Here is a 26,047-nt window from a genome sequence, read left to right on the forward strand (position 1 = left end):
ATGCCGAAATTCGCCGCCAACCTGTCGATGATGTTCAACGAGGTGCCCTTCCTCGATCGTTTCGCGGCCGCAGCGGAGAGCGGCTTCAAGGCGGTGGAATATCTCTTTCCTTATGACAATCCGGCCGAGATCGTCGCCGAGCGGCTGCAAGCAGCTGGCCTTGCCCAGGCGCTGTTCAACATGCCGCCCGGAGACTGGGCGGCCGGCGAACGCGGCATGGCAGCGCTGCCGGGACGCGAAGCCGATTTCGCATCCGCGCTGGATACGGCCATCGCCTATGCGAAGGTGATCGGCACGCCGCTCCTGCATATGATGGCCGGTCTGGCGCCAGCATCCGATTCGCAAGCCATCGCAACCTATCGCGAAAACCTGCAGCGTGCTGCTGACCGCACGGGCGAGGCCGGTATCGGGCTCGTCATCGAGCCGATCAACGGCCGCGACATGCCGGGCTACTTCCTCAACGATTTCAACCGCGCTCTGGACTTCATCGCCGAGGTCGACGCACCGCATGTGAAATTGCAGTACGACGTGTACCACCGGCAGATCCTGCATGGCGACGTGATCATGTCGCTCCGGCAGATGGCGCCGATCATCGGTCATATCCAGATCGCCTCGGTGCCCGATCGCCACGAACCGCTCACCGGTGAACTCGACGACCGCAGGATCTTCGCGGAGATCGATGCGATCGGCTACCAGGGTTATGTGGGCTGCGAATATCGCCCGGCCGCCGGCACCCGCGAGGGGCTGGGCTGGATGTCAAAAGTTTGATCGCATCAGGGGAGCTTGGGCTGCATGCGTTACACGGATTCGTTTGAGATCATTGACCCGGCCTTCAAATCGCTGATCCTGCCGAATGTGCATGTCGACCTGCTCTATACCGGCGGACGCTGGCTGGAGGGGCCGGTCTATGTGCCGGCGGCACGGCATCTGCTCATCTCGGACATCCCGAACAATCGGGTGCTGCGATACGACGAGGTCAACGACACTGTCGCGACTTTCGAAGCCCCATCCAACTTTGCCAATGGCCATACACTCGACCGCGAAGGGAGAGTGATATCCTGCGAGCATCTTGAGCGCCGGGTCACCCGCCGTGAACACGATGGCAGCCTGACGGTGCTTGCTGACAGCTTTGGTGGCAAAAGGTTGAACTCGCCTAACGACGTCATTGCGGACAGCAACGGCACTGTCTGGTTCACGGATCCGACCTACGGCATCTCCACGCCTTACGAAGGATCGCGTGCAGAAAGCGAAATCGGAAGCCGCAATGTCTACCGGCTCAAAGTTGACGGGCGGATGGATGCTGTGGTGACCGATCTGCAGCAACCCAATGGACTTGCCCTCTCGCGTGACGAACAAACCCTCTTTGTGGTCGACAGCGGCGTCCAGCCGGCGCGGCTCATGGCTTATCGCCTTGATCCGGCAGATAATCTTCATGAGGGTCGCATTTTCAGCGAATGCACGGATGGCATGTATGACGGGCTCCGCATCGATCAGGCAGGGCACGTCTGGACCAGTGCGGGGGATGGTGTGCATTGCCTCGATCATGATGGCCGGCTGATCGGTAAAATCCTGATCCCGGAAACCGTCAGCAATGTCTGTTTTGGCGGACCGGAGCACAACCGCCTGTTCATCACCGCAACGCGCTCTCTCTTTGCCGTCTATCTTAACGTGACGGGATGACATCCCAGGCGTCTTTCACGTGTCACGGCGATATTTGCGGCTTCACTCCTGCTCGGCCATGCGATAGCCCACGCCAGGTTCCGTTCGCACGATCCGTGGCTGCGTCGGATCGCGCTCGATCTTCTGGCGGAGTTGACCAATGAAAACGCGCAGGTAATGCAGGTCGTCGCCGTGTGCGGGACCCCATACGGTCGTCAAGAGGGTGCGGTGGGTCACCACCCGACCGGCATGCCGGGCAAGAAGAAGCAGAAGGTCGTATTCCTTCGGCGTCAGATGCACGGTCTCGCCGTCTCGCGAGACAAGCCGTTTGATCGGGTCGACTGTGAGGCCATCGATTTCGGTGACGACGGGTATCGCGTCGCGACGCCCGCGATGGCGCAATGCGGTGCGGATGCGAGCCGTCAGCTCTCCAATGCCGAAGGGTTTTTCGACGTAGTCGTCGGCACCGAGATCCAGAGCCGCAATCTTCTCGCTCTCCCGGTCGCGCGCCGAAAGAATGACAATAGGGATGTCTGACCAGGCTCTCAGGCTCGCGATGACGTCCTTGCCGTCCATATCGGGCAAGCCGAGATCAAGGATGACGAGATCCGGTGCCTGGGTCGAGACCGCCTTCAAGGCCTCGGCACCCGTACCCGCCTCAACCACCTCGTAGCCCGCCGCAGTCAGCGATGGTTTCAGGAAGCGCTGAATCTGCGGCTCATCATCGACGACCAGGATTCGAGACTGGTTCATCTGATCTCGCCTCTTGCTTCGCTTCCTGGGAACCGCATAACGATACGCGTGCCTTTCTTCTTCAGAGCCGGGCTCTCCGCATGGATCCGGCCACCCATGGCTTCCACAAATCCACGGGCGATGGAAAGCCCAAGCCCGGTGCCGGGTGCGCGTCCATCCGGTTTTCCTCTGCGGTAGAATTTTTCGAAGATCCGGTCCAGATCTTCAGGCGGAATGCCCTTGCCGAGATCGGTAACAGAGATCAGCACGTCGCCGCCATCGCGACGGGCATAGACGTTGACTGGTTCGTCGCCACCGTATTTCACCGCATTGTCCAGAAGATTGAAGAGGACCTGACCGATCAGCACGCTGTCGCCGCGGATGAGGGGCAGATCCGCCGCGATTCCGGTCTCGATGACCCGTCCGGGTGCATGCTTGCGGGTCCGTTCGACGGCGGACTGCACCACGTCGGCAATATCAACCCAATCCTGTTTCGGCTTCAATGTACCCGCCTCGATCCGGGTCATGTCGAGCAGGTTTGCAACGAAGCGGCTCATCCGTCCGCTTTCCTCTTCGATCGACTGAAGCAGATCATCCCGGTTTTCAGGCGTCATGCGTTCGCCGAGTTGGCGAAGTCCGGTGATGGCCCCGGTGATCGTCGCAAGCGGCGTGCGAAGGTCGTGCGAGATCGAGGACAGGAGCGCTTCGCGATAACGTTCGCCTTCCAGCCTCGCCGCCTGCTCGACGGTTTCGTCGGCAAGACGGGCCCGGTCGAGCGCGATGGCCGTCTGGTCAAGGATTGCGGTCAAGGAGCGCTCGGCATTCAGGTCCAGCCTTTCGCCTGCGTGTTCGATGCCGCAGACACCGACAATGCCGTGTGGTCCGAGCAGCGGCCGGAATTCAAAGCGGCTGTTGGGCAGGGTGCCTGTGCCATGACCGGCTGCCTCGCGCTTGTCATGGGCCCAGCGGGCCGCCGTCACGTCGGTTACATCGAGTTCGGTATCAGGTGGCCAGGCGGCGGCGACGGCCAAATCGCCCTTGCGTGGCACCAGCAGCACGACCTTGCGCTTCAGGCTCGCCTGCAGCTGCGAGACGGCAAGCCAGATTGCGTCCTCGCCCTTGGCCGAGCTCGCCAGTTTTCGAGAGAAATCAAAGAGCGACTGCAGCGCCGTTGCCCTGACCCGCGCGATCTCCGCCTGCTCGCGGATGCGAGAGGCAAATCCACCGGCGATCATCGCGACCGCAAAGAAGATGAAGAGCGCGAAGACCTCGTGGGGAGCGGCGATCGTGAAAGTGTGGATGGGATCGATGAAGAAGAAATTGTAGGCGAGCGCAGAGAGGGGGGCGGCGAGGAAGGCAGCGACATAGCCTCCCGTCACCGACGCGCCGAGCACGGCGAGCAGGAAGAGGAGCGAGATGTTCGGCAGATCGACGAAATAGTCTATGCCCATGCCGATCAGCGTCGTCAGGATCACGAAGCCAATCGCCGACTGTGCTGAATGCGCGAGCGCTGTCGTCTTGGGCAACCGGAATGGCAGCCGCCGTGCTTCCGCCGGTGTGCCGCCTTCCGGGGTAACGATATGGACGCCAAGGCCAGAGGCCTTGCGCGCCAAGGCATCCGGAAGCGACCGGGTGACGAGCTTCTGCCAACGGCTGCGCTTGCGCGTGCCGATCACGATCTGGGTGGCATGTTCGCGCCGGGCGAGCTTCAGGATCTCTTCAACAAAATCATTGCCAATGACGCGGCGCGTTTCCGCCCCCAACTGTTCCGACAGCCGAAAGAGGGTCTCGATCCGCTGCAGGCGTTCCGGCGTTTCAACTTCCCGGTCGGCCCGCTCGATCGAGACGACCAGCCAGGGCGCATTCAGCCCCGAAGCAAGCCGGCTCGCGACGCGTACGACCTTCTCCGACAGCGAGTCCGAGCCCACACACACGATGAGGCGTTCGCCGGTCGCCCAGGGGCCGTCGATCGCATTCTGCTTGAGATAATCGACCATCTGGTCGTCGACGCGGTCGGCGGTGCGGCGGAGCGCCAGCTCACGCAGCGCTGTCAGGTTGCCGAGGCGGAAGAAACGGTCGACGGCGCGGTTGGCGCTTTCGGGCAGGTAGACCTTGCCCTCCTTCAGCCGCTCGATCAATTCGGACGGCGCGAGATCGACCAACAGGACTTCGTCAGCCCGTTTAAGCACGATATCTGGTACACGTTCCCGTACGGTCACGCCGGTGATCTGGGCGACGAGGTCGGCCAGGCTTTCGAGATGCTGGATGTTGAGTGCGGTCCAGACATCGATCCCGGCTGATATCAGTTCCTCAATGTCATGATAACGTTTCGGGTGGCGGCTGTCTTCCGGGTTGGTGTGGGCAAGTTCATCGACGATGACGATGCGCGGGCGGCGTTCGAGCGCGGCATCGAGATCGAACTCCTCCAGAATCCGGCCGCGATGGGCAACCCTGCGACGGGGCAGGATCTCAAGCCCATCAAGGAGTGCTGCCGTCTCGCTGCGGCCATGGGTCTCCACCAACCCGACGACCACGTCTACACCGTCTGTCTTCAGGCGTTTTGCCCGTGACAGCATCGCATAGGTCTTGCCGACGCCGGGAGCAGCCCCCAGAAAAACGGTCAGCTTGCCCCGGCGGTCCTTATCCGCCAGGGCAAGCAGGGCATCGGGATCGGGGCGCCTGGCGTCCCTGCGGTCGTCATCCGCCATTTAGGTCTCACATATCAAAGGGCATCAAGAGCCAGGTTCAGCTCTAGCACATTGACTCTTGCTTCGCCGATAACGCCGAATTCGGGATTTTCGACATGTTGCAAAACGAGTGCTGCGACCGCCGTGGGTTCAAGGCCCCGTGCCGTGGCGACGCGCGCCACCTGGGCTTCGGCGAAGGCCGGCGAGACATGCGGGTCGAGACCGGAGCCCGAGGTGGTGACGGCATCGCCCGGCAGCGGCTGCGCGATGCCGGTTGCTGTCAGTCGCGCGACATCGGCCGTGACACGATCCTTCAGCTTGACGGAGGTCGTGCCGAGGTTGGAGCCCGAGGAGGCCGCGGCGTTGTACGGATCTGGGCCCGTCGCCGAGGGGCGCGGCCAGAAATAGCGGTCTGACGTGAAGGCCTGACCGATCAGGCTTGAGCCGATCACCTTGCCGTCGCGTTCGATCAGGCTGCCATTGGCATTGGCCGGTATCACCGCCTGGGCAATGCCGTTGATCGCCAGCGGATAGGCAAGACCGGTCAGCACGGTCATGGCAACAACGAGGGTGAGTGCGGGTCTGAGATGGTTGAGCATGATTACACCAGATGAAGAGCGCTGATAGCGATGTCGATGACCTTGATGCCTGCAAAGGGCAGGATCAGGCCGCCGACGCCGTAGACCAGCAGGTTGCGGCGAAGCAGCGAGGCGGCACCCGAGGGACGATAGGCAACACCCTTCAAGGCCAGCGGGATCAGTGCCACGATGATCAGCGCGTTGAAGATGACGGCCGAGAGGATCGCCGATTGCGGCGAGGCAAGGCCCATGATGTTCAGGGCCTCGAGCGCCGGATAAGTCGCAACGAACAGCGCCGGGATGATGGCGAAGTATTTGGCCACGTCGTTGGCGATCGAAAACGTCGTGAGCGACCCGCGCGTCATCAGAAGCTGCTTGCCGATCTCGACGATCTCGATGAGCTTGGTCGGGCTTGAATCGAGGTCGACCATGTTGGCGGCCTCGCGGGCGGCCTGGGTGCCGGTCTGCATGGCGACGCCGACATCGGCCTGGGCGAGCGCCGGGGCGTCGTTGGTGCCGTCGCCGCACATGGCGATCAGGCGGCCACCCTGCTGCTCGCGGCGGATATAGGCGAGCTTGTCTTCCGGAGTTGCCTGGGCAAGGAAATCGTCGACGCCGGCTTCTGAGGCAATAGCTGCTGCCGTCACCGGGTTGTCGCCTGTCACCATGACCGTGCGAATGCCCATGGCGCGCAGGGCCGCGAAACGTTCCTTGATGCCGGGTTTGACCACGTCCTTGAGGTGGATGACGCCGAGCAAGCGGTCACCATCGGCAACACCGAGCGGTGTGCCGCCGGTGCGCGCGACCTGGTCGACGGCGCGGCGGAATTCGGCCGGCGCATCCTGTTCGGTCAGACCGGCAAACTTCAGCACGGCATCGACGGCACCCTTGCGCAGACGGCGCGAACCGATATCGACGCCGGAGAGGCGGGTTTCGGCGGTGAAGCCGATCACGGCATCGAACTCGGCCCTGGGCATGGGCACGCCGAATTCGCCTGTGGCGAGTGCCACGACCGAGCGGCCCTCGGGCGTTTCGTCGGACAGCGAGGCGATGAGTGCTGCTTCCGCAAGTTCCGTGGCTGTGACACCGGGAGCGGCGAGGAAGTCGCTGGCCATGCGGTTGCCGAAGGTGATCGTGCCCGTCTTGTCGAGGAGCAGTGTGTCGACGTCACCCGCGGCTTCGACAGCACGGCCGGAGGTGGCGATCACGTTGAAGCGCACCAGGCGATCCATGCCGGCGATGCCGATGGCCGAGAGCAGGCCGCCGATCGTGGTCGGGATCAGTGTGACGAGAAGGGCGGCCAGCACCGTGACCGAGAGCACCGTGCCGGAATAGCCGGCGAGGCCCCAGATCGCGACGCAGACGAAGAGGAAGATCAGCGTCAGGCCGGAGAGCAGGATCGACAGCGCAATCTCGTTTGGCGTCTTCTGGCGCTGGGCGCCTTCGATCAGCGCGATCATGCGATCGACAAAGGAGGAGCCGGGCTGGACTGTGATCTTGATCTTGATCTCGTCCGAGAGCACCTGCGTGCCGCCTGTTACCGCCGAGCGGTCACCACCGGATTCGCGGATGACCGGGGCGGATTCACCAGTGATGGCACTTTCATTGACCGAGGCGACACCCTCGATCACTTCGCCGTCGCCGGGGATCAGCTCGCCTGCTGCGGCGAGCACGATATCGCCGATCCTGAGGCTGCTGGCCGGGATCGATTCCGTCTTGCCGGTAGCGTTAAGCCTACGGGCAACCAGTTCGGACTTGGTCTTCTTCAGGCTGTCGGCCTGGGCGCGGCCACGGCCCTCGGCCACGGCTTCAGCGAAGGTGGCAAAGAGCACGGTGAACCAGAGCCAGGCGGCGATCTGGCCGGAGAAGCCTGCTTCGCCGGGATTGCCAGTGAGGTCGCGGATGAAGAGGATCGTCACGACGACGGCGACGATCTCGGTCACGAAGATGACCGGGTTGCGCATGAGCTGGCGCGGATCGAGTTTGACGAACGCATCGCGCATCGCCGGAAACAGGATCGATGGGTCGAGAAGACCTGGAGCCTTGTGGTCTTTTGACATGATGGGTCCTTTAGAAGGTCTGGCCGGCAAGCATGGCGAAGTGTTCGACGATGGGGCCGAGCACCAGGGCAGGCAGGAATTGCAGGCCGCCGAGAATGAGGATGATGCCGATCAGGAGGCCGACGAAAAGCGGGCCGTCTGTCGGGAAGGTGCCAGCGGAAGCGGGCGACTTCACCTTGGCGGCGAGCGATCCGGCGATTGCCATAACCGGCACGACATAGGCGAAGCGGCCGAGCAGCATCGCGATCCCGAGCGTGGTGTTGTACCAGGGCGTGTTGCCGGTGAGCCCGCCGAAGGCCGAGCCGTTGTTTCCGGCAGCCGACGTGTAGGCATAGAGGATTTCCGACAGCCCGTGCGGGCCAGCCGTGCCCACGCTTGCCACCGCGAAGGGCAGCATGGCGGAGACTGATGTGAAGCCGAGGATGACCAGCGGCAGGATGAGCACGGCGAGCATGGCGAACTTCATCTCGCGACCTTCGATCTTCTTGCCTAGGAATTCCGGCGTACGTCCGACCATAAGGCCGGCGACGAAGACGGAAAGCAGCGCAAAGACCAGCATGCCGTAAAGACCGGAACCGACACCGCCGGGCAGCACTTCGCCGAGCTGGATCAGGAACATCGGGACGAGGCCGCCGAGCCCGGTGAACGAGCCGTGCATACCGTTGACGCCGCCGTCCGAGAGACCGGTCGTCACAGCCGCATAAAGGGCGGTCATGGCCTGGCCGAAGCGGACTTCCTTGCCTTCCATATTGCCGAGCGCAGGATCAACGCCGATTGCCGTCAGGATGGTGTTGCCCTGGGCCTCAGCCCAGTAGGTGACGGCCACGCCTGCGATGAGCAGGAACGCCATGGCTGAGATCAGCGCCCAGCCCTGACGGCGGTTTCCGACCATCTGGCCGAAAGTGTAGACCATGGCGGCCGAGATCGACAGCATGGCGAAGATGTTGAGATAGTTCGACCAGGCCGTCGGGTTCTCGAAGGGATGCGCGGCATTGACGTTGAAGAAGCCGCCGCCATTGGTGCCGAGCTGTTTGATCGCTTCCTGGGACGCGACGGGCCCGAGCGAAATCACCTGATTGGCGCCTTCGAGCGTCGTCGCCGTGACGGAGGCATCGAGTGTCTGGGGCAGGCCCATGGCGACGAAGGCGAGGGCTATGACGATGGCGAGCGGCAGCAGCACGTAGAGCGTGGCTCTGGTCATATCGACCCAGAAATTGCCAAGCGTTGTGACCTTGGAGCGGGCAAGCGCACGGGTAACAGCAACGGCAAGCGCCATGCCGGTCGCGGCCGAGAGGAAGTTCTGCACGGTGAGGCCGGCCATCTGGCTGAAATGGCTGAGCGTGGTTTCACCGCCATAGTTCTGCCAGTTGGTGTTGGTGACGAAGGACACCGCCGTGTTGAAGGCGAGATCCGGTGCCATGCCGGCAAGGCCTTGCGGATTGAGCGGCAGATAGGCCTGAAGCCGCAGCATCGCATAAAGCGCCACGAAGCCGGCGAGTGAAAAGGCGAGCATGGCGAGCGTATATCCAAGCCAGCTCTGCTCCTTTTCAGGATTGATGCCGCTTACACGGTAGAGGTCACGCTCGACGCGGCCGAGTACGGGGGACAAAAAGGTCCGCTCGCCAGAAAACACCCGCGCCATGTAGAGGCCGAGTGGTTTGATGACGATGATAACGGCGAGGAAGAGGAGGCTGATCTGCAGCCATCCGACAATGGTCATGGATCTGCTCCCGATCAGAAACGCTCGGGACGCAGAAGCGTCACGACGAGATAGATGCCAAGGGCGACGGCAACGGCGAGGCCGAAGAGGGGTTCAAGCATTTTGCATTACCCTCACAGCCGGTCGAGCGCGCGGGCGTAAAAAGCAAGCACGAGAAGCGTGCCGGCGCCCAGCGCAATGAAGATGAAGTCGGACATGTCCGTTTCTCCTGTTGATACAGACACAGGATTAAGCGCTCTTCGGGTCAGACTTCGATTGCGAAGAGTGATGCCCGACGTAAAGAAAAGATAAGGAAACGCGCCGGACTAACGGATGAACACCCCCGGCCGGGTGCTGCGCGGCTGTGTCGGATGCACAGCACGCCATCACGTCGGGGATGGACCGCAAGCATCACCCTGCCAAGGATAAGATCCGTTTTTGGCCCTGGTGACGAGGGCAGTCTTCATCAGTCTAAGGGGGATATTCGGGAGTTTGAATTTCAGCTGGTCGAAGGAATTGACCATGCAGGCACTGAGCCGCTTGCCGGTGGTTTCACCCGTTTCGCGGGGAGCGACGAGTTGAATGCGCTGTGCCCAGGAGCTGCGACATGAAAGACGTGTCGACTGACCTCACCCGGAAAAAAACGTGCTGTTAAACAAGATTTTGCCCGGCAGGTTATGGGAGGCAGCACCTGCCGGGCGCGGAGGGCTTGGGAGAACCGATCGCTACCAGTGTTGAAATTTCAATCATCGGCGACACGCAGCTATGCGTCGATAACCTCATCCGGTCGACCTGACCTTGGGGCGCAACGAGACCAGGGCGCCGACCACATTGAGGTCGGCAACTCCAGTCTGCGCTACCGTCGCACCCATTGATCACCGGGTCATAGCTTCATGGCAAATGGATCGCGGACCTCATCGGAGAGATCGAGCATCACATTCTTGACCTGTGAATATTCCATCAGCGTCTGCAGCCCGCGCTCGCGTCCGCGACCGCTGAGCTTGGTGCCTCCGAATGGTGCGCCAACATATGAGGCTCGATACGTGTTGATCCACACCATGCCTGCCTCCAGCCTTCGGGCCATGCGGTGGGCCCGCTTGACGTCTCTGGTCCAAACGCCAGAAGCGAGGCCGTAGTCACTTGCGTTTGCGATGCGCAACGCATCCGCTTCATCGGTGAAGGGAATGACGCAGAGTACCGGGCCGAACACTTCCTCCTGGCATATGCGCAGAGAGGGGTCTGCATCAACGATAACGGTCGGTTCGTAGAAGTAGCCATTGCCCAAGCCTTCGCGTGATGCGGGCTTTCCCCCGATCGCGACTTTGGCCCCTTGGGCACGGGCCTCATCTACCATGGCGGAGATCCGTTCGAGCTGGGCAAGGTTTGCCACAGGACCCATTTCTGTTGCCGGATCCAATGGATTGCCAAGGACAATGCGTTTAACGATGGCCAGGATCTTGTCACATACGGCCTCATAGATTTCGCGTTGCAGGAGCAGTCGTGATCCCGCGATGCAAGTCTGCCCGGCGGCACCAAAAATTCCGGCGACCGCTCCGGTGGCGGCAGCATCCAGATCGGCATCAGCGAATATGATATTCGGTGATTTTCCTCCAAGTTCTGTCGTGACAGGTGTCAGGTTTTGAGCGGCGTCACGCAGGATGTGTCGCGCCGTCGAGAGGCCGCCCGTAAAGCTGATCTTCTTCACCCGGGGATCGCGTGTCAAAGCTGCGCCGACCTGTGCTCCCCCCGTCACGACGTTCACAACTCCCTTGGGGAAGCCTGCCTTTTCGATCAGCGCTGCCATCTCAAGCGTTGAAGCGCTGGCATATTCCGATGGCTTGATCACGACCGAATTGCCGGCAGCCAAGGCCGGGGCGAGCTTGTTTGCAAGCAGTGGGATGGGGGAGTTCCACGCCGTGATCAGAACTGCGACTCCCAGAGGCTCAATCAGCGTGTAGTCGAACATCTCGGTATTATCCAATGGCACGACAGCGCCCTGCAGCTTGTCAGCCATCCCCGCGAAATACCGATAATTGCGTGCCGCAAATTTCATCTGGGCGCTGGTTTCGCGGATGACCTTTCCGTTGTCCGTGCTGTCGACCCTGGCAAGCTCCGGACCTTCCGATACGATCAAATCGGCAAGCTTCAGCAAAAGCTCAGCCCGATCTTGGCCGCTGGTTTGCTTCCACCCGTTGTGAAAGGCGTCGTGGGCGGCGCTGATGGCAAGTCTTGCATCGTCGGGCTGCGCATCGGGTATCGTTGCCCATACCTCCTGATTGTAGGGATTGTAGCTGTCCAGCGTCGCGCCGTCGGTTGCGGCCACCCATTTTCCGTCGATCAGCATCGAATACGCTTTGACCATCATTGGCTCCCAAATGTTCTATCAGACAGACCACTGTTCTATTTTGTAGAGTTTGATACCATCCTGTGCCGGTGCGTTCAAGCGGTAACTTTCCCTCGCTCAGGCCGTTGCCTCGCACGTCATTGAGAGAGGCGCTTGAATTCTGTTTTTTCCGGCGGCATTTACGAGCTTGCGTCGAAGGCGCGCTCAATGGTGGAGAAAGAGTCTCATGTCCGACCGATCGACCGAAGATGCCGCAGGCCAGGAAATGCAGTCAGGCGTTGCCGCTGTTGATCGCGCGCTGAACATTGTCGCGGTCTTCGAGACATCCGATGGTCCCCTCACCATCTCTGAGATTTCAAGGCGTACAGGTCTCTACAAGAGCACAGCGCTGCGGCTGATCGGCTCTCTTAAGCGGTTCGGTTACATCATCCACACCGAAGACGGACGCTACGACCTGGGCCCGGCTGTCGTGCGCCTTGCCGCGCGTTATCAACATGGCAGTCAAATTGCGCATCGGATCGAACCTGTTCTGAAAAGGCTCGTCGAACGCGGAAGCGAAAGCGCCAGCTTCTTCGTGCGGCAGGACGATGACACACGGCTTTGCATCTTGCGTGTCAACTCCAACCATTCCACCCTCGATCGAGTGACAGTCGGTACCGTGCGACCGCTGGACAGGGGGGCCGGCGGGTATCTTTTTCAAGCCTACGGGCCGGGTCCGCATTCTGACAAGGTCGTTGCCATCAGGGAGGCGGGCTTCGCGGTGTCTTATTGCGAAACCTCTCCGGATTGCGCCGCAGTCGCCGCGCCGGTGTTGGACCACAAAAATGCGCTGGTCGGGGTCCTGCAGCTCTCCGGCCCCATGGAACGTTTCACGCCCGAGCGGGTCGAGGGCCTGATTGTCGAAATACGCGCTGCCGCGACCGAGATCAGCCGTTCGTTCGGCGCCGCGATTTGATGATCGATCCACCGGGCGGTCCACTTCTGCCTGTATTCCGCTGATCCAATCCACTTTTCCCAAGCGGCGAAGCGCCGGCTGAGGTTGAACGACTGGTGTCGCGTTGCCTGACGGCCGCGCGATGCCTGCGCGCGGCATTTCTGCAGCCTGTCTCACGGCTAGCTCTCGATAGCATGGATCGAGCATGTCGTTCCGCGGCGAATGACGTCTTGCGAACCCGGTCTTTCATCTGCCTTGGAAAGGTGTCCGGCTTGCCGGCGCGTCGTCACCTCTTCGCATGAAGTGAGCATGGACGGTTCCGATCCGGTTGACGCCGATGTCAAAGAGATGTTATTCGTTCCGTCAAGCAAACCAATGGTCTGTCTGGCAGAACAAAGTTGCAGGCGGGATAGAGGCGCACGCATCTGCGGGATAACAGAGTTGCCAGACCAGTTGGGTCGCTTCGGCAAAGAGGAGAGGAGGGCACGATGACAGGATCCTTGGATCATTCGAGCGCGCCGGTGCAGAGTGGTGAGGCGTTTCAACCGCCTTCATCAGGTAAGCCGGGGGCTATCGATACACTGGCGAGATTGACGACCGCAGTCTCAGGGGTGGCTCTTGCCGCTCTCGCAGCACTTGTGACGGCTGACGTGATGATGCGTTATCTGCTCGGCGAGCCGGTAGCCTTCGTCCATGACTTCGTCTCGCTCTATCTGACGCCGGCACTGTTCTTCTTCGGCTTCGGCGCGACCCTCTGGCGGAGGGAGCATCTCGCAATCGACCTCCTCACTGGAACGCTGCCGACCAGACTTCAGAAGCTTCTTGAACTGTTTGCAGCCGTGATCGGATTGTTCGTCTTTGGTCTTCTGGCCTGGGCATCCGCGGTCAGGACAGCCAACAGCTTCGCTGCGAACGAGACCTTGAACACCCTCATCGCATGGCCAGTCTGGGCGAGCGTTGCGATCGTTCCGATCGGCACCGGCTTCATGGTCTTTTTCTGTATCGCGAGTTTCTTCCGTTGCCTGCCGGATGTGCTGAAGACGCGCAAAACCACCGCGGAGGTCTCGAAGTGATTGCCATTTGTGTTGTTGTCGGGCTGCTCGTTCTGCTGCTTCTGGGCGTGCCTGTCGGGATTGCTTTGTTCTTCACGTCCATCCTTGGCTTGTGGGCCTTTGTCGGCCTGAGTGGAACATTGTCGATATTGTCCACTGCGCCGCTTTCCATGACGAACGGCTACGAACTGATTGCAATACCGCTGTTCATTCTGATGGCGGAGTTCGTTGTGATCTCTGGGATCGCCGATCGCATGTTCCATGCAATCGCCGTGTGGGTCGGCCGGGTCCCCGGCGGTCTTGCAGTCGCAACAGCACTGGCTGGCGCTGGCTTCGGTGCGATTTCGGGATCGTCGACCGCCGCCGCTGCCGCCTTGTCTTCCACATCGCTGCCTGCAATGCAGAAAGCCGGCTACAAGCCCAGTTTTTCTGCAGGGGTCGTCGCCGTCTCCGGCACACTCGCCATGTTGATCCCGCCGTCGATTGCGCTGGTCCTCTACGGCATCATCGCCGAGGTGAATATCGCTGCGCTGCTTATTGGCGGCGTCATTCCCGGCATTGTCGTCACCTTGGCCATCATTGCGACGGTCTACGTTCTGCTTTGGCGTGATCCCTCCATCGCCCCGGAAACGGAACGCTACAGCTGGAGCGAGCGACTGGGTGCGCTCAAGCAAATCGGGCCGATGCTCTTGCTGCTGTTCTGCGTAACCGGATCGATCTATCTCGGTATTGCAACGCCGACAGAGGCGGCCGCATTGGGTGCAACAGGTGCCTTTCTCATTGCGCTCTTCAGTGGCGCTCTGAATTTCCAGACGGCGTTCCTGGCGCTCGGACGCGCGGTCCATGCCACGTGCATGATTTTTCTGATCATCATTGCCGCAAATGTCTTCGGTTATGTTCTCACCTTGGGGCAGATCACGCCGCAGTTCGTCAGCTGGGTCACCACGCTCGACGTGTCGCCCTACCTGATCATCGCCGGGATCATCGTGTTCTACCTTATTCTCGGATGCTTCATGGAGCAGCTGGCGATCCTCATTTTGACCGTACCGGTGATGGTGCCGGCAATCGTGTCGCTGGGCTTCGATCCCGTTTGGTTCGGGGTGCTGGTCGTGGTTGCAGCGGAGGTCGGGATGATCACGCCGCCGCTGGGGCTGAACGCCTTCGTCGTGGCTCGATACTCGGGACGGCCCTTAAGCGAAGTCTTCCATGGGATTCTGCCCCATGTCGTTGCGCACATCATCGTCTTGGCTCTGATGGTGATCTTCCCGTCAATCATCTTGTGGCTGCCGAGCCAACTGAACTGAGATCAGCGCGGAATGTAAGATCCTGAACATGGACATTACGCCGCCGCATATCGTCATCTCGAGGAACTTTAGAGGAGGAGAGTAGCATGAGAAACCAAAGAGCATTCAAGAGCCTATACGCCGCAGCAACCGCAGGGTTTGCTGCCACCGTTGCCATTTCGATCGGTGCAGGGCCGGCCCTTGCGCAGGAAGTGACCATCAAGATTGCTGACAGCCTTCCAGCGGAACATCTGATTACGAAATATACCACCAACGTATTCATGGAAAAGCTGAAGGCGGAATTCGGAGACCGTATCAAATTCGAGCACTATCCGGCCCAGCAGCTCGGCAAGGCTTCGGATATGCTCACGCTCACGCAGGCGGGCATTGCTGACATCGGATATATCGGCCCCAGCTACGTGTCTGAAAAAATGCCGTTGAGCAATGTTGCCGACCTGCCGGGTATCGCGTCGAGTTCGTGCGAAGCAACTCTGGCCTTCTACGATCTGGTCACGAATGGTGGCATGCTCGATGAGGCCGAATTCAAACCCAATGGGATCCGCGTCATCTACAATGTCGCGCAGGCTCCCTACCAGGCCGTGTTTTCCAAGCGCGCAGGGGTCGCTAAACTTGCGGATTTCGCGGGCAAGAAGATCCGCGCAAATGCCGGCGCGATGGAACTGACACTTCAGTCGACGGCATCGACAGCGGTCCGCATGGCCCCGCCTGAGATCTTCGACGCGATGAGCAAGGGTACGGTGGACGGTGCGCTATTACCCTTTGCCTCGATGTTCTCCTACGGTTTGGACCAGATCGCGGGCTCGTCAACTCAAGGCGCAAATTTCGGAACAGTTGGAGTGACTTTCTCGATGTCGCAGGCGAAGTGGGATGCACTTCCGAAGGACATGCAGGAAGCCTTTGCCCGTGTCGGCCGCGAAGTGACCGAAAGCGGTTGCCACGCCTTCGACGTCGGCGAAGCGGAGCTTGCCCGGAAGCTGGCTGAAGAAGGTGCGACTGTCTTCAAGCTCTCGCCGGAAGACACCGAGGCGCTAAACACGAAGATGGAAGGCGTCACGACCGACTGGGCAAAGCTGCTGGACGGTCGGGGTCAGAAGGGTTCCGAGGCGCTTTCCGCCTACCGCGAAGCCGTAAAGGCCCATGCAGCACACTGAAGACTGATACCGCCGCTGACGTTCCGCCCGCTCTCAAGATGCCGGGCGGGACGTCTGGTCGAGCCGGCAAGGAACCGTCTTTCTAAAGACGACGCACGAGCAAGACGCGGCGATGCAAAACATGGTCGCAGGCATAATTTGGAGAACAGGATGAACGACTTGAAAATCGGTTTTGCGGGGCTCGGCGTCATGGGCGAACCGATGTGCAGAAACATCCTGACAAAATCCGGTGCGCCCGTGCAGATCCTGGATTTGAACCCTGCCCCTGTCGAGCGCCTCGTCGCTCTTGGTGCCGTTCCTGTCGAAAGCATTGCCGAGATGGCAAAGACTGCGGATATAATTTTTCTCTCCTTGCCCGGCGGCTTGCAGGTGGAACAGGTTATATCGGGAGCTGGAGGCATCCTTGAAAATGCCAATCCCGGTCTGACCGTTGTCGATACGTCCACGCTCTCGGTCGGACTCACGCGCAGGCTCGCCGCCGCACTGTCCGAGCGGGATATTGCCTTTGCCGACGCGCCCGTAGCGAGAACTAGACAGGCAGCGGAAGACGGAACGCTGCTGACAATGGTCGGGTCCGACTTGGATGTCTTCAATCGGATCCGCCCCTTTTTGTCCTATACCTCGAGCGAGGTTTTGCATTGTGGTCCGATCGGATGCGGACAGCTTTCAAAAGTTCTCAACAACATGATCCTGTTCGAGAATATCGTGGCTCTTTCTGAGGCTTTGGCCGTGTGCAAAGCGGCCGGCATGGACCCTCGGCGGCTCTTCGAGACGCTGGCCAAGGGATCAGCCGACAGTTTTGCGCTGCGCAACCATGGTATGAAGGCCCTTGTGCCGCAGGATTTTCCCGAGAACACTTTTCCCATCAACTACGCGATGAAGGACATGTCGTGTGCCCTTGAACTCGCCGATGAGCTGGGTATCGAGCTTCAGGGGGCCAAGCTTGCCTGGTCGCTTATGGAGCGCGCCCGCGAGTCGGGGAATGGCGCGCGCTATTTTCCAATTCTCTCGCAAGAGATATCGTCGAGCGAGCCGGCATCGTGAAGCTATCTTCCCGCCGTAGCGGTACAAGCTTCAGCGTCATGCGCCTAAACCCAGTGGCTGAAGCCAGCCGCAGGCAGTCTTGGAGCCAACAGATAATCGGCGTTTTCTTCCGTCCTCAGGGCATTCAATGAATTGATTGAATTTCCCGAGGTCGCCGGCCCTGGATAACGCCATTGAACTGAGCCGGGCTTGCAGCAACGTAGGGTTTGGCCTGCAGCTTGGACGCATATGGCGCGGGTCAAAAATGAGTTTTCAACCGATGTCCGTCTCGCAGTGACCCCGGACGGCTGCTTCTGATGCTGGCGCTACGACTGGTGAACGCGACGACCCGCCGGCTGTGGCTGTAACTCTGCAACTGAGCGAAGGCGACTTTCTATCAAGAGGCCGCTATCATCCAGGATCGGATGTGCGACCGAGACGATATGGGCATTGATTCGCTTGAGATCGCGCAGAATGTCCAGATGCAGTGAACTGGTCTGAAGGCTTTCCAGCCTCCCGTCACGCAGTCGTTCGATATGGCGCTCGGAGGACTCCTTTTCCATGCGGCGCACCTCCACCTTCACTTCCATCATCTGGCGAGCGAGAGGGAAGTCACGCGTGACAAAAATCGTCTGCGCGATGCGCAAATTGTCGAGCGTCAGTTGAAAAAGAGTGCTCAGTTCCCGATGACCGTCCTCAGAGAATTTGAGTCCAAGAGCTGCTTTCTTTGTGACCTGCGTCAGCAGGCCTTTTTCAATGATATCGCCGATATGTTCGAGATTGATCGCGTAGTCGATGATGTCGAGGGAACGACGGCTGTCTTCCGGGCTGAGACCCATGCGACCGAGTTTGGAAAGATACACTTTCACCTCCTGCTGAAGCCTGTCCACACGCGCTTCCAGCGGCGGAATGTCCATCAGCTTGACCAGATTGTCCTGCTCGAAGGAATCGGATGTGCGCATCAGCATGCGCTCGATCAGATCGCCGATGCCTAGAACCTCGCGGGTGGCGCTGGCCAGGGCCACGGTTGGCGTCGACAGTTCTTGTATATCGAGATATTTCGGGCCGGTATCTTCCTGTGCGTCGTCCGGAACCAGTAGCCGCATCAGCCGGGCGAGCAGGCGCGAGAACGGCCAGGCGACGGCTGCAAGCATGATGTTGAATGCCAAATGCGCATCAACCGGCAGATTTGCCGGTCCAAACGGCAGTTCCATCATGAGATCGGCGCCAAGGCCGGCCAACGGTAAGGCCGTGAAGCAGCCGAGCGCCCGCACGATCAGATTTCCAATCGTCACACGCTTGGCCGCCGCCGAGCCGCGTAACGAAGCCACGACCGGCGGAATGGCACCGCCAAGGTTTGCCCCGAGAACAAGGGCTATGATCAATCCGGGCGAAAGGATTCCTGCCGATGAAAGCGATAGGATCAAGACGATCGCAGCCAGGCTAGAGGATGAAGCAAAGGCAATGACCGCCGAGAAGATCATTGCTACCGGCCAGGCATTATCCAGCAACCCAATAAAGGCGGCCAGCGCTGCAGATGTTCGCATTGGTTCCGTGGCGCTGCTGAGCAGGTGCAGCGACAGAAGCATCAGCCCGATGCCGACCAGCGCCAACCCTCCGCCCTTTCGCCCCGTCGAGCCACCGCGATAGAGCAAAAGGCCAGTTGCAATGAACAGCGGTGATAGCCATTCGGTGCCTGCCGCAACAATCCATGCCGTCACGGCCGTTCCGACATTGGCCCCGAGCAAAACGATCTGGGCCATGCGCGGCAGTACCAATTCGCGCTCGACAAATGAGGCCACCATGAGCGCGGTCGCAGTGGAACTCTGCAGCGCCACCGTTGCCACGAAGCCCGAGGCAAACGAGCGCAGGCTGCCGCGCGTGCCGTTGGCAAGGCCAGTTCGCAGCTGAGCTCCGAAGGCCCGGGACACGCCATCCTTGACCTGCGCAAGGCCGAACAGAAGCAGGGCAACCGCGCCGAACAGGTTAATCATGATGATTATGGATGCCATCGGTGTCTCTCCCGTCCAGGTTACAACGATGCGCTCGGTAGGAGGGCCCCCTCATGCGGCTCGACACCAGCCCTTTTTAGCCAGCGTCGAAGACAATGCAGAAAGACCTGCAGGAACGCGCCTGCTGTCTGCGGTGGGGCAGGTGGGCTTTGGTCTAGGAGACGGCCAGTCAGGAGGCGGTAGATTGCCAACCGCTCTACGGAGATAAACGGAAGTGCCAGCGCACCCGCCTGACGCAAACAGTACCAGTCCGTCACCAGATCTATCATCGAGTTTGAGCTCAACGCCTCAATGCTCAGGCAAAAACGCGTGCATTCCTGTTCGAGCAGGGCCATTTTGCGACACGGGATGGCCGAATGGGGGGTGGTGACCTCATCTGTGCTCCCCGCAGCCAGCATCACGAGGCCGATCTCGGCGAGATTGACCTTGGCAACACCCTCGACGATTTTCGGTGGCCATTCCCGTGGAAAATATCGATGCGTGACCAGCGCTCTCGTATGGGCAAAAAGGAAGGCACCATAGGATTGCGTGTCAAAGGCAGGATCCGGCATCTCACCGTTGGATGCACATTCCAGGCGGTAAAGCTTGATCAGTGCAGGGTCGAGCGGGAGGGGTGACAACCCCACAGTCTTCACGTCCGGCAGGTTTTTTCCGGGTTGCACGATCTTGAAAGCCGGTGGAAACGCCACCAGCGAGGGAACGGCGATATTGACCAGTTCGCGCCCCTCCTGGGACCGGCGCGTCGTGCCTTCCACATGGAGATGCCCGCTGAAGTGAACCGTCATACCGGTGTCCAGCAAAGTGTCAGCAACCACTTTTGATGGCGTGCGCTTGGCCATATTGGTGTTGCCGAACAGCGCCGCCTCCGATCCGTTGGTGTCGTCGAAGGGGTCGATCACGGGGTAATGTGAAAATGAAAGGACCGTCTTGCCAAGTATCTTGGCCCGTTCATGAACATTCTTTATCCAGTCGATCAGGAAGGGTTTCAGACGCAGAAGCGCGTTCCACCCAGCAGCCGTGCTGTCGATGAACGTTTCCTCGCGAAAGGGATCATGGTGTCCATTGCGCGGCTCGAAAACATTGGCATCAATCATCAAAAGCCAAAGCCCCTCTTCAGGTTCGACGAGGTATGACGCGTCCATCAGGCTGAAAGTTGAACGGCCATCGGCTGAAGAAACCAGATATTGCCGATCCTGGATGCTGTCGGAGAGGCCAAACGGGCTTTCCCAATGGTGATATACAGGCTGCGCGAAAAGGCCGAAGGCGCGCATTGGCAACAGTCCAACCGGGTAACCTTCACAGTACATCCGTTTACTGAGGCGGGCATTCGGGCGCGAGTCCGCCACCTGCTCATCGCTGGTGACCGTTACGGCACTGCCAGATCCACTCAGGAACCCCTTGGATTGATGGCGGCCATGTGGACCGAAGACATCATGATTCCCAGGGATCACATAAAATGACAGCCGATGAGCCCGGCGGTACTCTTCCAGCAGACGCCAAACCGCATCCGTCGTCTGTCTTTGGCCATCGTCGGTATAATCTCCGAGAAGGACGACATGACGAATGCCGCGGTCTACGATCTCGTCGAGCGCTGCGGGAAGTGCACGAAAGCTTTCGTTGAATACACGCGTTGAAGCGCGCGTTTCGGCCCAGCTGCGCACAGCGAGGCGCTTTCCATTCACATCTACGCCTTCGAAACCATAATCGCCTTCAAGATCATGATAGTGGGCATCGGCAATGATGGCGATCGCTGGCAGATCACGATGCCGCATCGGCCGCCTTTCTTGCCTCGACAAGATCGATCCAGTCAGATGCCCGCCTTGCCGCTTCATAGAGCATGGGCTTAGGGGTTTCGAACCACTCGTCTTGACGCAGTTCCCGCTTGTCACGGATATGCGCTATTGCCGCGTCCAGAGTTGGAAACAGGTGCGGCTGCTGCTTGTGGAGAAATAGCCCCACCAGCGAAACGGAACGGCTGCGCCCGCTGCGGCAATTGACCAGTACATTGCCACCGTCCTTGAACGGATAGGTTTCACGCTTGGGAAGCGTCTGGTTCAATGCGCCCTGCAGGATGTAGTAGCCACCCAGCATCATCGTATCGGGGCTGCCACTGCCATCGATCATGCCGAGCTTGTAATAACGTATGTCGGAGTAGCCGCTTGCACAGCGCGCACCATCTTCGGCAAGGCTCGGACTGCGGACAAAGTTGATGTCGAGATTGATTGCGCAGTTCACGACAATTGTAATGCCGTGTCTTTTCAGCAGATCAAGATCTCGTGCGCCTTCAAGCCCACCGATATAGAGCGCGGAATTATGCGGTGATAGCCCTTCCGTAATCAGACTGATCGCCGGTCGCGAATATACCGGTGCATCCATGCTGTTCGTTCCTTCTACAAGTACCAGTAGCCCTCACGGGATATTACCCGTCCAGCGGATCGGTTCTCTTCACGCCCGCAGAATTTTCGCTGGTCGTTTTAATTTCAGGCAGCGTTCGAACGCGTCCCGGCCGTCGCCGTCGCGGTTATCAATTTGCCCGTCTTCGGATCGAAGACCATCATGTTGCGCGCGACAAACTCCAACCAAACCTTGCGGTTCGGCCAGGTTTCAACAAAGCGCGGAATGAGCGCGGTAATCGGCGTCTCTTTGGTGGATAGCGAGAGAATTGTCTGCGATCCGGTTGGCTGTATGACATCGACCTCTGCCGCCAGGCCATTGGTCATGGCCGCCTCATGCAGGTTGAAATGCTCCGGCCTGATCGCGCAGATCACAGGTCCGCCTTCACGCGCGATAACCTGCTCAAGCACGACCTCAATACCGTGAAGTTTCAGTATGCTTCTATCGCCTCTTTGCTCAAGAATGCCGTCGAAGACATTGATGCGGGGGTCGCCGATGAACTCAGCCACAAAGAGGTTGGCCGGTTCATGATAGATTTCATAGGGGCTACCGATCTGCTGGATAACACCATCCTTCATCACCACGATGATATCCGACATTGTCAGCGCCTCGACCTGATCATGTGTTACATAAACTGTCGTCGCGCCCAGATCGCGCGAAAGGCGCTTGAGCTCAGTGCGCATTTCCGTTCTGAGAACTGCGTCGAGATTGGAGAGCGGCTCGTCCATCAGCAATATTGAGTTGCGTGCGGCAATCAACCTTGCAACGGCCACACGCTGTTGCTGGCCGCCGGACAGTTCCGATGGAAAACGCGACCCATACTGTTCCAGCTGCACCTTTTTCAGCGCTTCGGCGAGCCGTGCGTCAATTTCGTCCTTGGGACGCTTTGCTTGATGCAGGGCCAGCGTAATGTTCTTGTCGACCTTCATGTTCGGCCAGAGCGCATAACTCTGGAAGATGAAGCCGAGACCGCGCTTTTCCGGAGGCACGAAGCTGCTGTCACGTCCGGAGTAAACTGTTTTGCCTGCAAGCGTCAGCTCGCCGCCGGACGGCTGTTCCAGCCCGGCAATGATGCGCAGTGTCGTCGTCTTGCCGCAACCCGATGGTCCAAGCAACGTCACGAATTTGCCCTTCGGGATTTCGAGATCAAGCGGCGGAATGGCCAAGTGAGAGCCATAATATTTGGTGATGCCTTTCAAGGACACTTCGTTCATCGGGTTTCCTCCCCAAGCTTTCCGGGTTGCGTTACGGCAACCCGGTGCTCTGGTTTTCCTCAGTTGCTGGTCTCTACCACCCAGAAATCGTTGACTTCAGCGACATGGTCGCGCTGATATTCAGCCGAGCCGAAAATCTTGCGCACTTTCGGCCAGTTCTCTCCGCCCTTGGGTAGCGGCACATCAGTGCGCGGTGAAAACGTGCCAACTTTGAAATAGGCGGCCATACCCTGCAGCTTCTTCAGGCTGTCGCCGTCGCGATAGGGCTTTTCAAGCTTGGTATCGGGGGTTAAGTCCTTTGATCCCATCTGGAAGGCGATGAACAGTTTGGCTGCATTGGGATGCGGCGACTGACCGGCAATCGCCACATAGGTCGAATAGGCAAAGACCCCGGCCGGATCGATGTCGTACAGAATGGCATTGGCATAATCGTCACTGCCGTTCTTGTTGATGTAATGCATGCTGGAGAAGGTGACAGGCGGTTTTGCCTGTCCCTTGAGGCCGGAGGCTGTCGCCAGCTTGGAACCGGAATCGTAGATGACCAGGTCATTCTTCAGCAGTCGATGCAGGAATTCGTAACCGGCATTTTCGATGCCGTCGGACAAGACAAGCGGTTTTCCGGCATATTTTTCGTAGGATTTTGCAAAGTCATCGGCGTGCTCGACGATGGAGGTCAAAAGCGAAAGTGACGTCAGCGAGCCAAGCGGGCTTTTCATCGCGAAACGCTTGTTCCAGGCCGGTTCGGTCAACTGCCAGACATTGGTGACCGGCGGTGCGTCCTTGTAGGTATCCGCATTATACATCAGCACCGTGGCTTCGATCACCTGCGTCAGCAGTGGCTCACGAAGCTCGACAGGGATCTTGTCCTCCAGGTAACGCGGCACATAATTGACGATGCGGTGATTAGGCAGGAGGTCGTAGAACATCTGGGCAGTGCCGGCAGTGTTGACCACATCTACGGCAAAAATGCCGGCCTGCTGCTCACGCACCACCTTTTCGATGGTCTTTTCCGAGCCGAGATCATAGGCATTCACCTTGATTTCCGGGTAAAGCTTCATGAAGTCCTCGGCCAGCGCATTAACGCTCGACGAGGAGGAATAGATGGTGACTTCCCCCTCGGCCTTGGCCTTCTTTACGATGTCATCCCAGTTTTCTTCCTTCGGCTGGTGCGAACCAAGCTCTGCCGCCTTCAGCCAGGCATCGAATGCTGCGTCCTGAGCATAGGCTGCAGTGCCGATGAGGCATGCAAATGTGGCAATCGCCACGCGTTTCTTGAACAGTCCCATTTGAATTCTTCCTCCCTGTTGCAAAGGTCGCCTCCTCAAGCAAACCCCATCTTCGTATTTCGGAAAACCAGCCGGAACAGGATGTTGCAGCCCACGACCAGTGCGACGAGCAGAAGCGTTGCAGCTCCAATCAACTGGGGAACATCATCCGTCTGATAGGTGTAGATCACGCTTGCAAGGACCGCCGTGGACGGCGTGACAAGCAGGATGATCAATGACAGTTCGCGCATCGTGCCGATGAAGCTCAGCAGCATGCCGGATACCAGACCGGACGCGGCCAGAGGGGCGACAATGTGACGGACGCGGCTGACCCAGCCAATGCCCTGCACGCGTGCTGACTCTTCAAGAGACTTGTCGATCTGCAACATGGCTGCGATGCCGGTGCGCGAAGTATAGGGCAGGTTTTTCACTGCGGCGATCAGAACCAGAAGCGCAAACGTGCCATAAAGTGCCGGGATCGGCCCGACCGGTCGCGAGAACATGCCGATATAGATGGCGCCAAATGCCACAGCAGGAAAAATGTAGGGCAGGAAGGCAGCAAGCTCCAGCGCCCGCGAAGAGAGGCTTCCGCGTGTTTTCACCACCACGTAGCCGATAAGGAAGCCGAGAATGCCAGTGGCTACGGCGGTAAAGAATGCCAGGCGAAGGCTGTTCCAGGCGGCGTGCAGGATCTGCGGGTTCTGGAAGACACCCGCATAAAGCGCATTGACCTCGCCGCGCGCACCAATCCAGTAGTGCAAGGTCAGATTGGAAAGATCATAGTTCCCGGCGGTACGCGACAGCGACTGGAGTACTAGCAGTCCGAGCGGCAGAATGACCGTCAGGCACATCAGGCCAACGACGAAGGCGAAAACCAGCCATCGTGCGCCGCCAAGATCAATTTCGCGCCGGCGAAATCCCTTGCCCGACATGGTCACAAAGCTCTTGCGCACGCCGATCATCCGCTGGTTGATCCAGATGAAGAGAACTGCCATCAGGACCAGAACGAGCGCCAACAGATAGCCGTCTCCCACATTGCGTGATCCGATTGCGGCGTAAATCTGCGTGGGCAGTACGAAATAGCGGATCGGCATGCCCAGGACCGCCGGCGTTCCAAAGGAACCAATCACTCGGATGAAGGTCATGACAACCGCAGAACCGACGGCTGGAAGGACCAGCGGCGCGGTGATCGACACGAACTGCCGCAGCCGAGACATGCCGGCGATCGCGCCCGCCTCTTCGAGCTGGCTGTCTACGGTGGCAAGCGAGCCGGAGATAATCAGAAAGCCGTAGACATAGTAATGCAGTGACAGGCAGATGACGATGGGCAGGCCGCCAAAAGCGATCCAATCAGGTGGCTGAACCCCGAAGAGATAGGCAAAGACGCCGGACGTGCCCCCCACACGGTCATTCTTGAAAAAGGTGACCCATGCCAATGCCATCACCCAGGATGGCAGCATATAGGGTAGCACGACGGCCGTGTTGACGAACTCGCGAAACGGCACATTGGTGCGCACGACAATCCAGGCAAGCAGGGATCCCAGCGCCAGGCAGATCACCGTTGCACCGAATGCCGTCACGAGAGAATTCATGAAGGGTTTGTAGAACAATGCCCACGAAAGCCGGCCGCCGAAAACCCGCTCATAGTGGAAAAACGTAAGCTCGCCTGGCTGCCGCCCCGGCAAATAGGCAGAATCGTAGGGTTGAACGGTGACCGTTTCGCGCACAAGTTGGAACAGCGGCACGATGACAAGCAGTCCCAGTAGGACCGCAAGCCCAAGGGCGATCAAGCGCTCTGGCGATGAGAAGAAATGGGTGATGCGCCGTGCCCAACGCCGGCCTTCCCGTCCGCCTGCTTCCGAAAATAGGGTCACTCTGTTTTTCCTCCCAGACGGCGCTCCAAGCCGTGCAATCCGCAGATCGCGGCTGCCCGCGATAC

The 26,047-nt window shown here is 59.5% G+C and carries 20 protein-coding genes; 7 read left to right on the forward strand and 13 right to left on the reverse strand.

The features are described from left to right. Window positions 1–768 (forward strand): 2-oxo-tetronate isomerase, encoded by a 768-nt coding sequence (gene otnI / locus DMY87_RS16295; protein WP_110792708.1) that lies wholly within the window; start codon window positions 1–3, stop codon window positions 766–768. Window positions 769–792: 24 nt separating this feature from the next. Continuing rightward, window positions 793–1,680, forward strand: a complete 888-nt coding sequence (locus tag DMY87_RS16300; RefSeq protein ID WP_110792709.1) for an SMP-30/gluconolactonase/LRE family protein — start codon at window positions 793–795, stop codon at window positions 1,678–1,680. A gap of 42 nt (window positions 1,681–1,722) precedes the next feature. Here the strand turns inward: DMY87_RS16300 and DMY87_RS16305 are convergent, their stop codons facing one another. From DMY87_RS16305 to DMY87_RS16335, 7 genes are all read right to left on the reverse strand, one after another. Next, complete coding sequence (locus DMY87_RS16305) at window positions 1,723–2,412, reverse strand: response regulator (protein ID WP_110792710.1); 690 nt, start codon at window positions 2,410–2,412, stop codon at window positions 1,723–1,725. Further along, window positions 2,409–5,099, reverse strand: a complete 2,691-nt coding sequence (locus DMY87_RS16310) for a sensor histidine kinase (protein WP_110792711.1) — start codon at window positions 5,097–5,099, stop codon at window positions 2,409–2,411. Before DMY87_RS16310 ends, DMY87_RS16305 begins: the two co-directional genes overlap by 4 nt. A gap of 14 nt (window positions 5,100–5,113) precedes the next feature. Continuing rightward, window positions 5,114–5,677: a potassium-transporting ATPase subunit KdpC gene (kdpC, locus tag DMY87_RS16315; RefSeq protein ID WP_110792712.1), complete on the reverse strand. Its 564-nt coding sequence runs from the start codon at window positions 5,675–5,677 to the stop codon at window positions 5,114–5,116. 2 nt (window positions 5,678–5,679) lie between these two features. Continuing rightward, entirely contained in the window at window positions 5,680–7,716 is a 2,037-nt protein-coding gene (gene kdpB, locus DMY87_RS16320) for a potassium-transporting ATPase subunit KdpB (protein ID WP_110792713.1), read from the reverse strand. Between the two features lie 10 nt (window positions 7,717–7,726). Further along, window positions 7,727–9,436: a potassium-transporting ATPase subunit KdpA gene (gene kdpA, locus DMY87_RS16325; protein ID WP_110792714.1), complete on the reverse strand. Its 1,710-nt coding sequence runs from the start codon at window positions 9,434–9,436 to the stop codon at window positions 7,727–7,729. 14 nt (window positions 9,437–9,450) lie between these two features. Beyond that, window positions 9,451–9,537, reverse strand: coding sequence for a K(+)-transporting ATPase subunit F (gene kdpF, locus DMY87_RS24645; protein WP_110792715.1), 87 nt, complete (start codon window positions 9,535–9,537; stop codon window positions 9,451–9,453). 761 nt (window positions 9,538–10,298) lie between these two features. Continuing rightward, window positions 10,299–11,777, reverse strand: coding sequence for an aldehyde dehydrogenase (locus tag DMY87_RS16335; RefSeq protein ID WP_205908178.1), 1,479 nt, complete (start codon window positions 11,775–11,777; stop codon window positions 10,299–10,301). 247 nt (window positions 11,778–12,024) lie between these two features. Between DMY87_RS16335 and DMY87_RS16340 the strand changes: the two genes are divergently transcribed. From DMY87_RS16340 to DMY87_RS16360, 5 genes are all read left to right on the forward strand, one after another. After that, the gene (locus DMY87_RS16340; RefSeq protein ID WP_165826275.1) at window positions 12,025–12,714 is read left to right on the forward strand and encodes an IclR family transcriptional regulator; all 690 of its coding nucleotides are present in this window, start codon (window positions 12,025–12,027) and stop codon (window positions 12,712–12,714) included. A 467-nt stretch (window positions 12,715–13,181) separates the two neighbouring features. Continuing rightward, window positions 13,182–13,766, forward strand: a complete 585-nt coding sequence (locus DMY87_RS24415) for a TRAP transporter small permease (protein ID WP_110792718.1) — start codon at window positions 13,182–13,184, stop codon at window positions 13,764–13,766. After that, a complete protein-coding gene (locus DMY87_RS16350; protein ID WP_110792719.1) occupies window positions 13,763–15,049 on the forward strand; it encodes a TRAP transporter large permease in 1,287 nt (428 codons plus the stop codon). The genes DMY87_RS24415 and DMY87_RS16350 overlap by 4 nt, the downstream gene beginning before the upstream one ends. An 86-nt stretch (window positions 15,050–15,135) precedes the next feature. Further along, a complete protein-coding gene (locus DMY87_RS16355) occupies window positions 15,136–16,200 on the forward strand; it encodes a TRAP transporter substrate-binding protein (protein ID WP_110792720.1) in 1,065 nt (354 codons plus the stop codon). A gap of 54 nt (window positions 16,201–16,254) precedes the next feature. Beyond that, window positions 16,255–17,244: an NAD(P)-dependent oxidoreductase gene (locus DMY87_RS16360; protein WP_245408959.1), complete on the forward strand. Its 990-nt coding sequence runs from the start codon at window positions 16,255–16,257 to the stop codon at window positions 17,242–17,244. A 305-nt stretch (window positions 17,245–17,549) separates the two neighbouring features. Here DMY87_RS16360 and DMY87_RS16365 read toward each other — a convergent pair whose 3' ends face one another. From DMY87_RS16365 to DMY87_RS16390, 6 genes are all read right to left on the reverse strand, one after another. Further along, entirely contained in the window at window positions 17,550–19,235 is a 1,686-nt protein-coding gene (locus tag DMY87_RS16365; protein ID WP_110792721.1) for a Na/Pi cotransporter family protein, read from the reverse strand. Window positions 19,236–19,255: 20 nt separating this feature from the next. Next, complete coding sequence (locus DMY87_RS16370; protein ID WP_110792722.1) at window positions 19,256–21,007, reverse strand: metallophosphoesterase family protein; 1,752 nt, start codon at window positions 21,005–21,007, stop codon at window positions 19,256–19,258. Beyond that, window positions 20,994–21,611 carry a dual specificity protein phosphatase family protein gene (locus DMY87_RS16375; RefSeq protein ID WP_110792723.1) on the reverse strand — a complete coding sequence of 206 codons (618 nt, stop codon included), beginning with the start codon at window positions 21,609–21,611 and terminating at the stop codon, window positions 20,994–20,996. The genes DMY87_RS16370 and DMY87_RS16375 overlap by 14 nt, the downstream gene beginning before the upstream one ends. 104 nt (window positions 21,612–21,715) lie before the next feature. Further along, window positions 21,716–22,834 carry an ABC transporter ATP-binding protein gene (locus DMY87_RS16380; RefSeq protein ID WP_245408960.1) on the reverse strand — a complete coding sequence of 373 codons (1,119 nt, stop codon included), beginning with the start codon at window positions 22,832–22,834 and terminating at the stop codon, window positions 21,716–21,718. A 68-nt stretch (window positions 22,835–22,902) separates the two neighbouring features. Further along, complete coding sequence (locus DMY87_RS16385; RefSeq protein WP_110792725.1) at window positions 22,903–24,129, reverse strand: ABC transporter substrate-binding protein; 1,227 nt, start codon at window positions 24,127–24,129, stop codon at window positions 22,903–22,905. A 35-nt stretch (window positions 24,130–24,164) separates the two neighbouring features. Continuing rightward, entirely contained in the window at window positions 24,165–25,982 is a 1,818-nt protein-coding gene (locus DMY87_RS16390) for an ABC transporter permease (RefSeq protein ID WP_245408946.1), read from the reverse strand. Window positions 25,983–26,047: the final 65 nt, after the last annotated feature.

This window comes from Peteryoungia wuzhouensis (genome assembly GCF_003205195.1).
GTDB classification, from domain to species: domain Bacteria; phylum Pseudomonadota; class Alphaproteobacteria; order Rhizobiales; family Rhizobiaceae; genus Allorhizobium; species Allorhizobium wuzhouense.

Bases quoted from the DNA above. Each gene is read 5' to 3' on its own strand.
- otnI (WP_110792708.1), top strand. From the start codon at position 1: ATGCCGAAATTCGCCGCCAACCTGTCGATGATGTTCAACGAGGTGCCC.
- DMY87_RS16300 (WP_110792709.1), top strand. From the start codon at position 793: ATGCGTTACACGGATTCGTTTGAGATCATTGACCCGGCCTTCAAATCG.
- DMY87_RS16305 (WP_110792710.1), bottom strand. From the start codon at position 2,412: ATGAACCAGTCTCGAATCCTGGTCGTCGATGATGAGCCGCAGATTCAG.
- DMY87_RS16310 (WP_110792711.1), bottom strand. From the start codon at position 5,099: ATGGCGGATGACGACCGCAGGGACGCCAGGCGCCCCGATCCCGATGCC.
- kdpC (WP_110792712.1), bottom strand. From the start codon at position 5,677: ATGCTCAACCATCTCAGACCCGCACTCACCCTCGTTGTTGCCATGACC.
- kdpB (WP_110792713.1), bottom strand. From the start codon at position 7,716: ATGTCAAAAGACCACAAGGCTCCAGGTCTTCTCGACCCATCGATCCTG.
- kdpA (WP_110792714.1), bottom strand. From the start codon at position 9,436: ATGACCATTGTCGGATGGCTGCAGATCAGCCTCCTCTTCCTCGCCGTT.
- kdpF (WP_110792715.1), bottom strand. From the start codon at position 9,537: ATGCTTGAACCCCTCTTCGGCCTCGCCGTTGCCGTCGCCCTTGGCATC.
- DMY87_RS16335 (WP_205908178.1), bottom strand. From the start codon at position 11,777: ATGGTCAAAGCGTATTCGATGCTGATCGACGGAAAATGGGTGGCCGCA.
- DMY87_RS16340 (WP_165826275.1), top strand. From the start codon at position 12,025: ATGCAGTCAGGCGTTGCCGCTGTTGATCGCGCGCTGAACATTGTCGCG.
- DMY87_RS24415 (WP_110792718.1), top strand. From the start codon at position 13,182: ATGACAGGATCCTTGGATCATTCGAGCGCGCCGGTGCAGAGTGGTGAG.
- DMY87_RS16355 (WP_110792720.1), top strand. From the start codon at position 15,136: ATGAGAAACCAAAGAGCATTCAAGAGCCTATACGCCGCAGCAACCGCA.
- DMY87_RS16365 (WP_110792721.1), bottom strand. From the start codon at position 19,235: ATGGCATCCATAATCATCATGATTAACCTGTTCGGCGCGGTTGCCCTG.
- DMY87_RS16370 (WP_110792722.1), bottom strand. From the start codon at position 21,007: ATGCGGCATCGTGATCTGCCAGCGATCGCCATCATTGCCGATGCCCAC.
- DMY87_RS16375 (WP_110792723.1), bottom strand. From the start codon at position 21,611: ATGGATGCACCGGTATATTCGCGACCGGCGATCAGTCTGATTACGGAA.
- DMY87_RS16385 (WP_110792725.1), bottom strand. From the start codon at position 24,129: ATGGGACTGTTCAAGAAACGCGTGGCGATTGCCACATTTGCATGCCTC.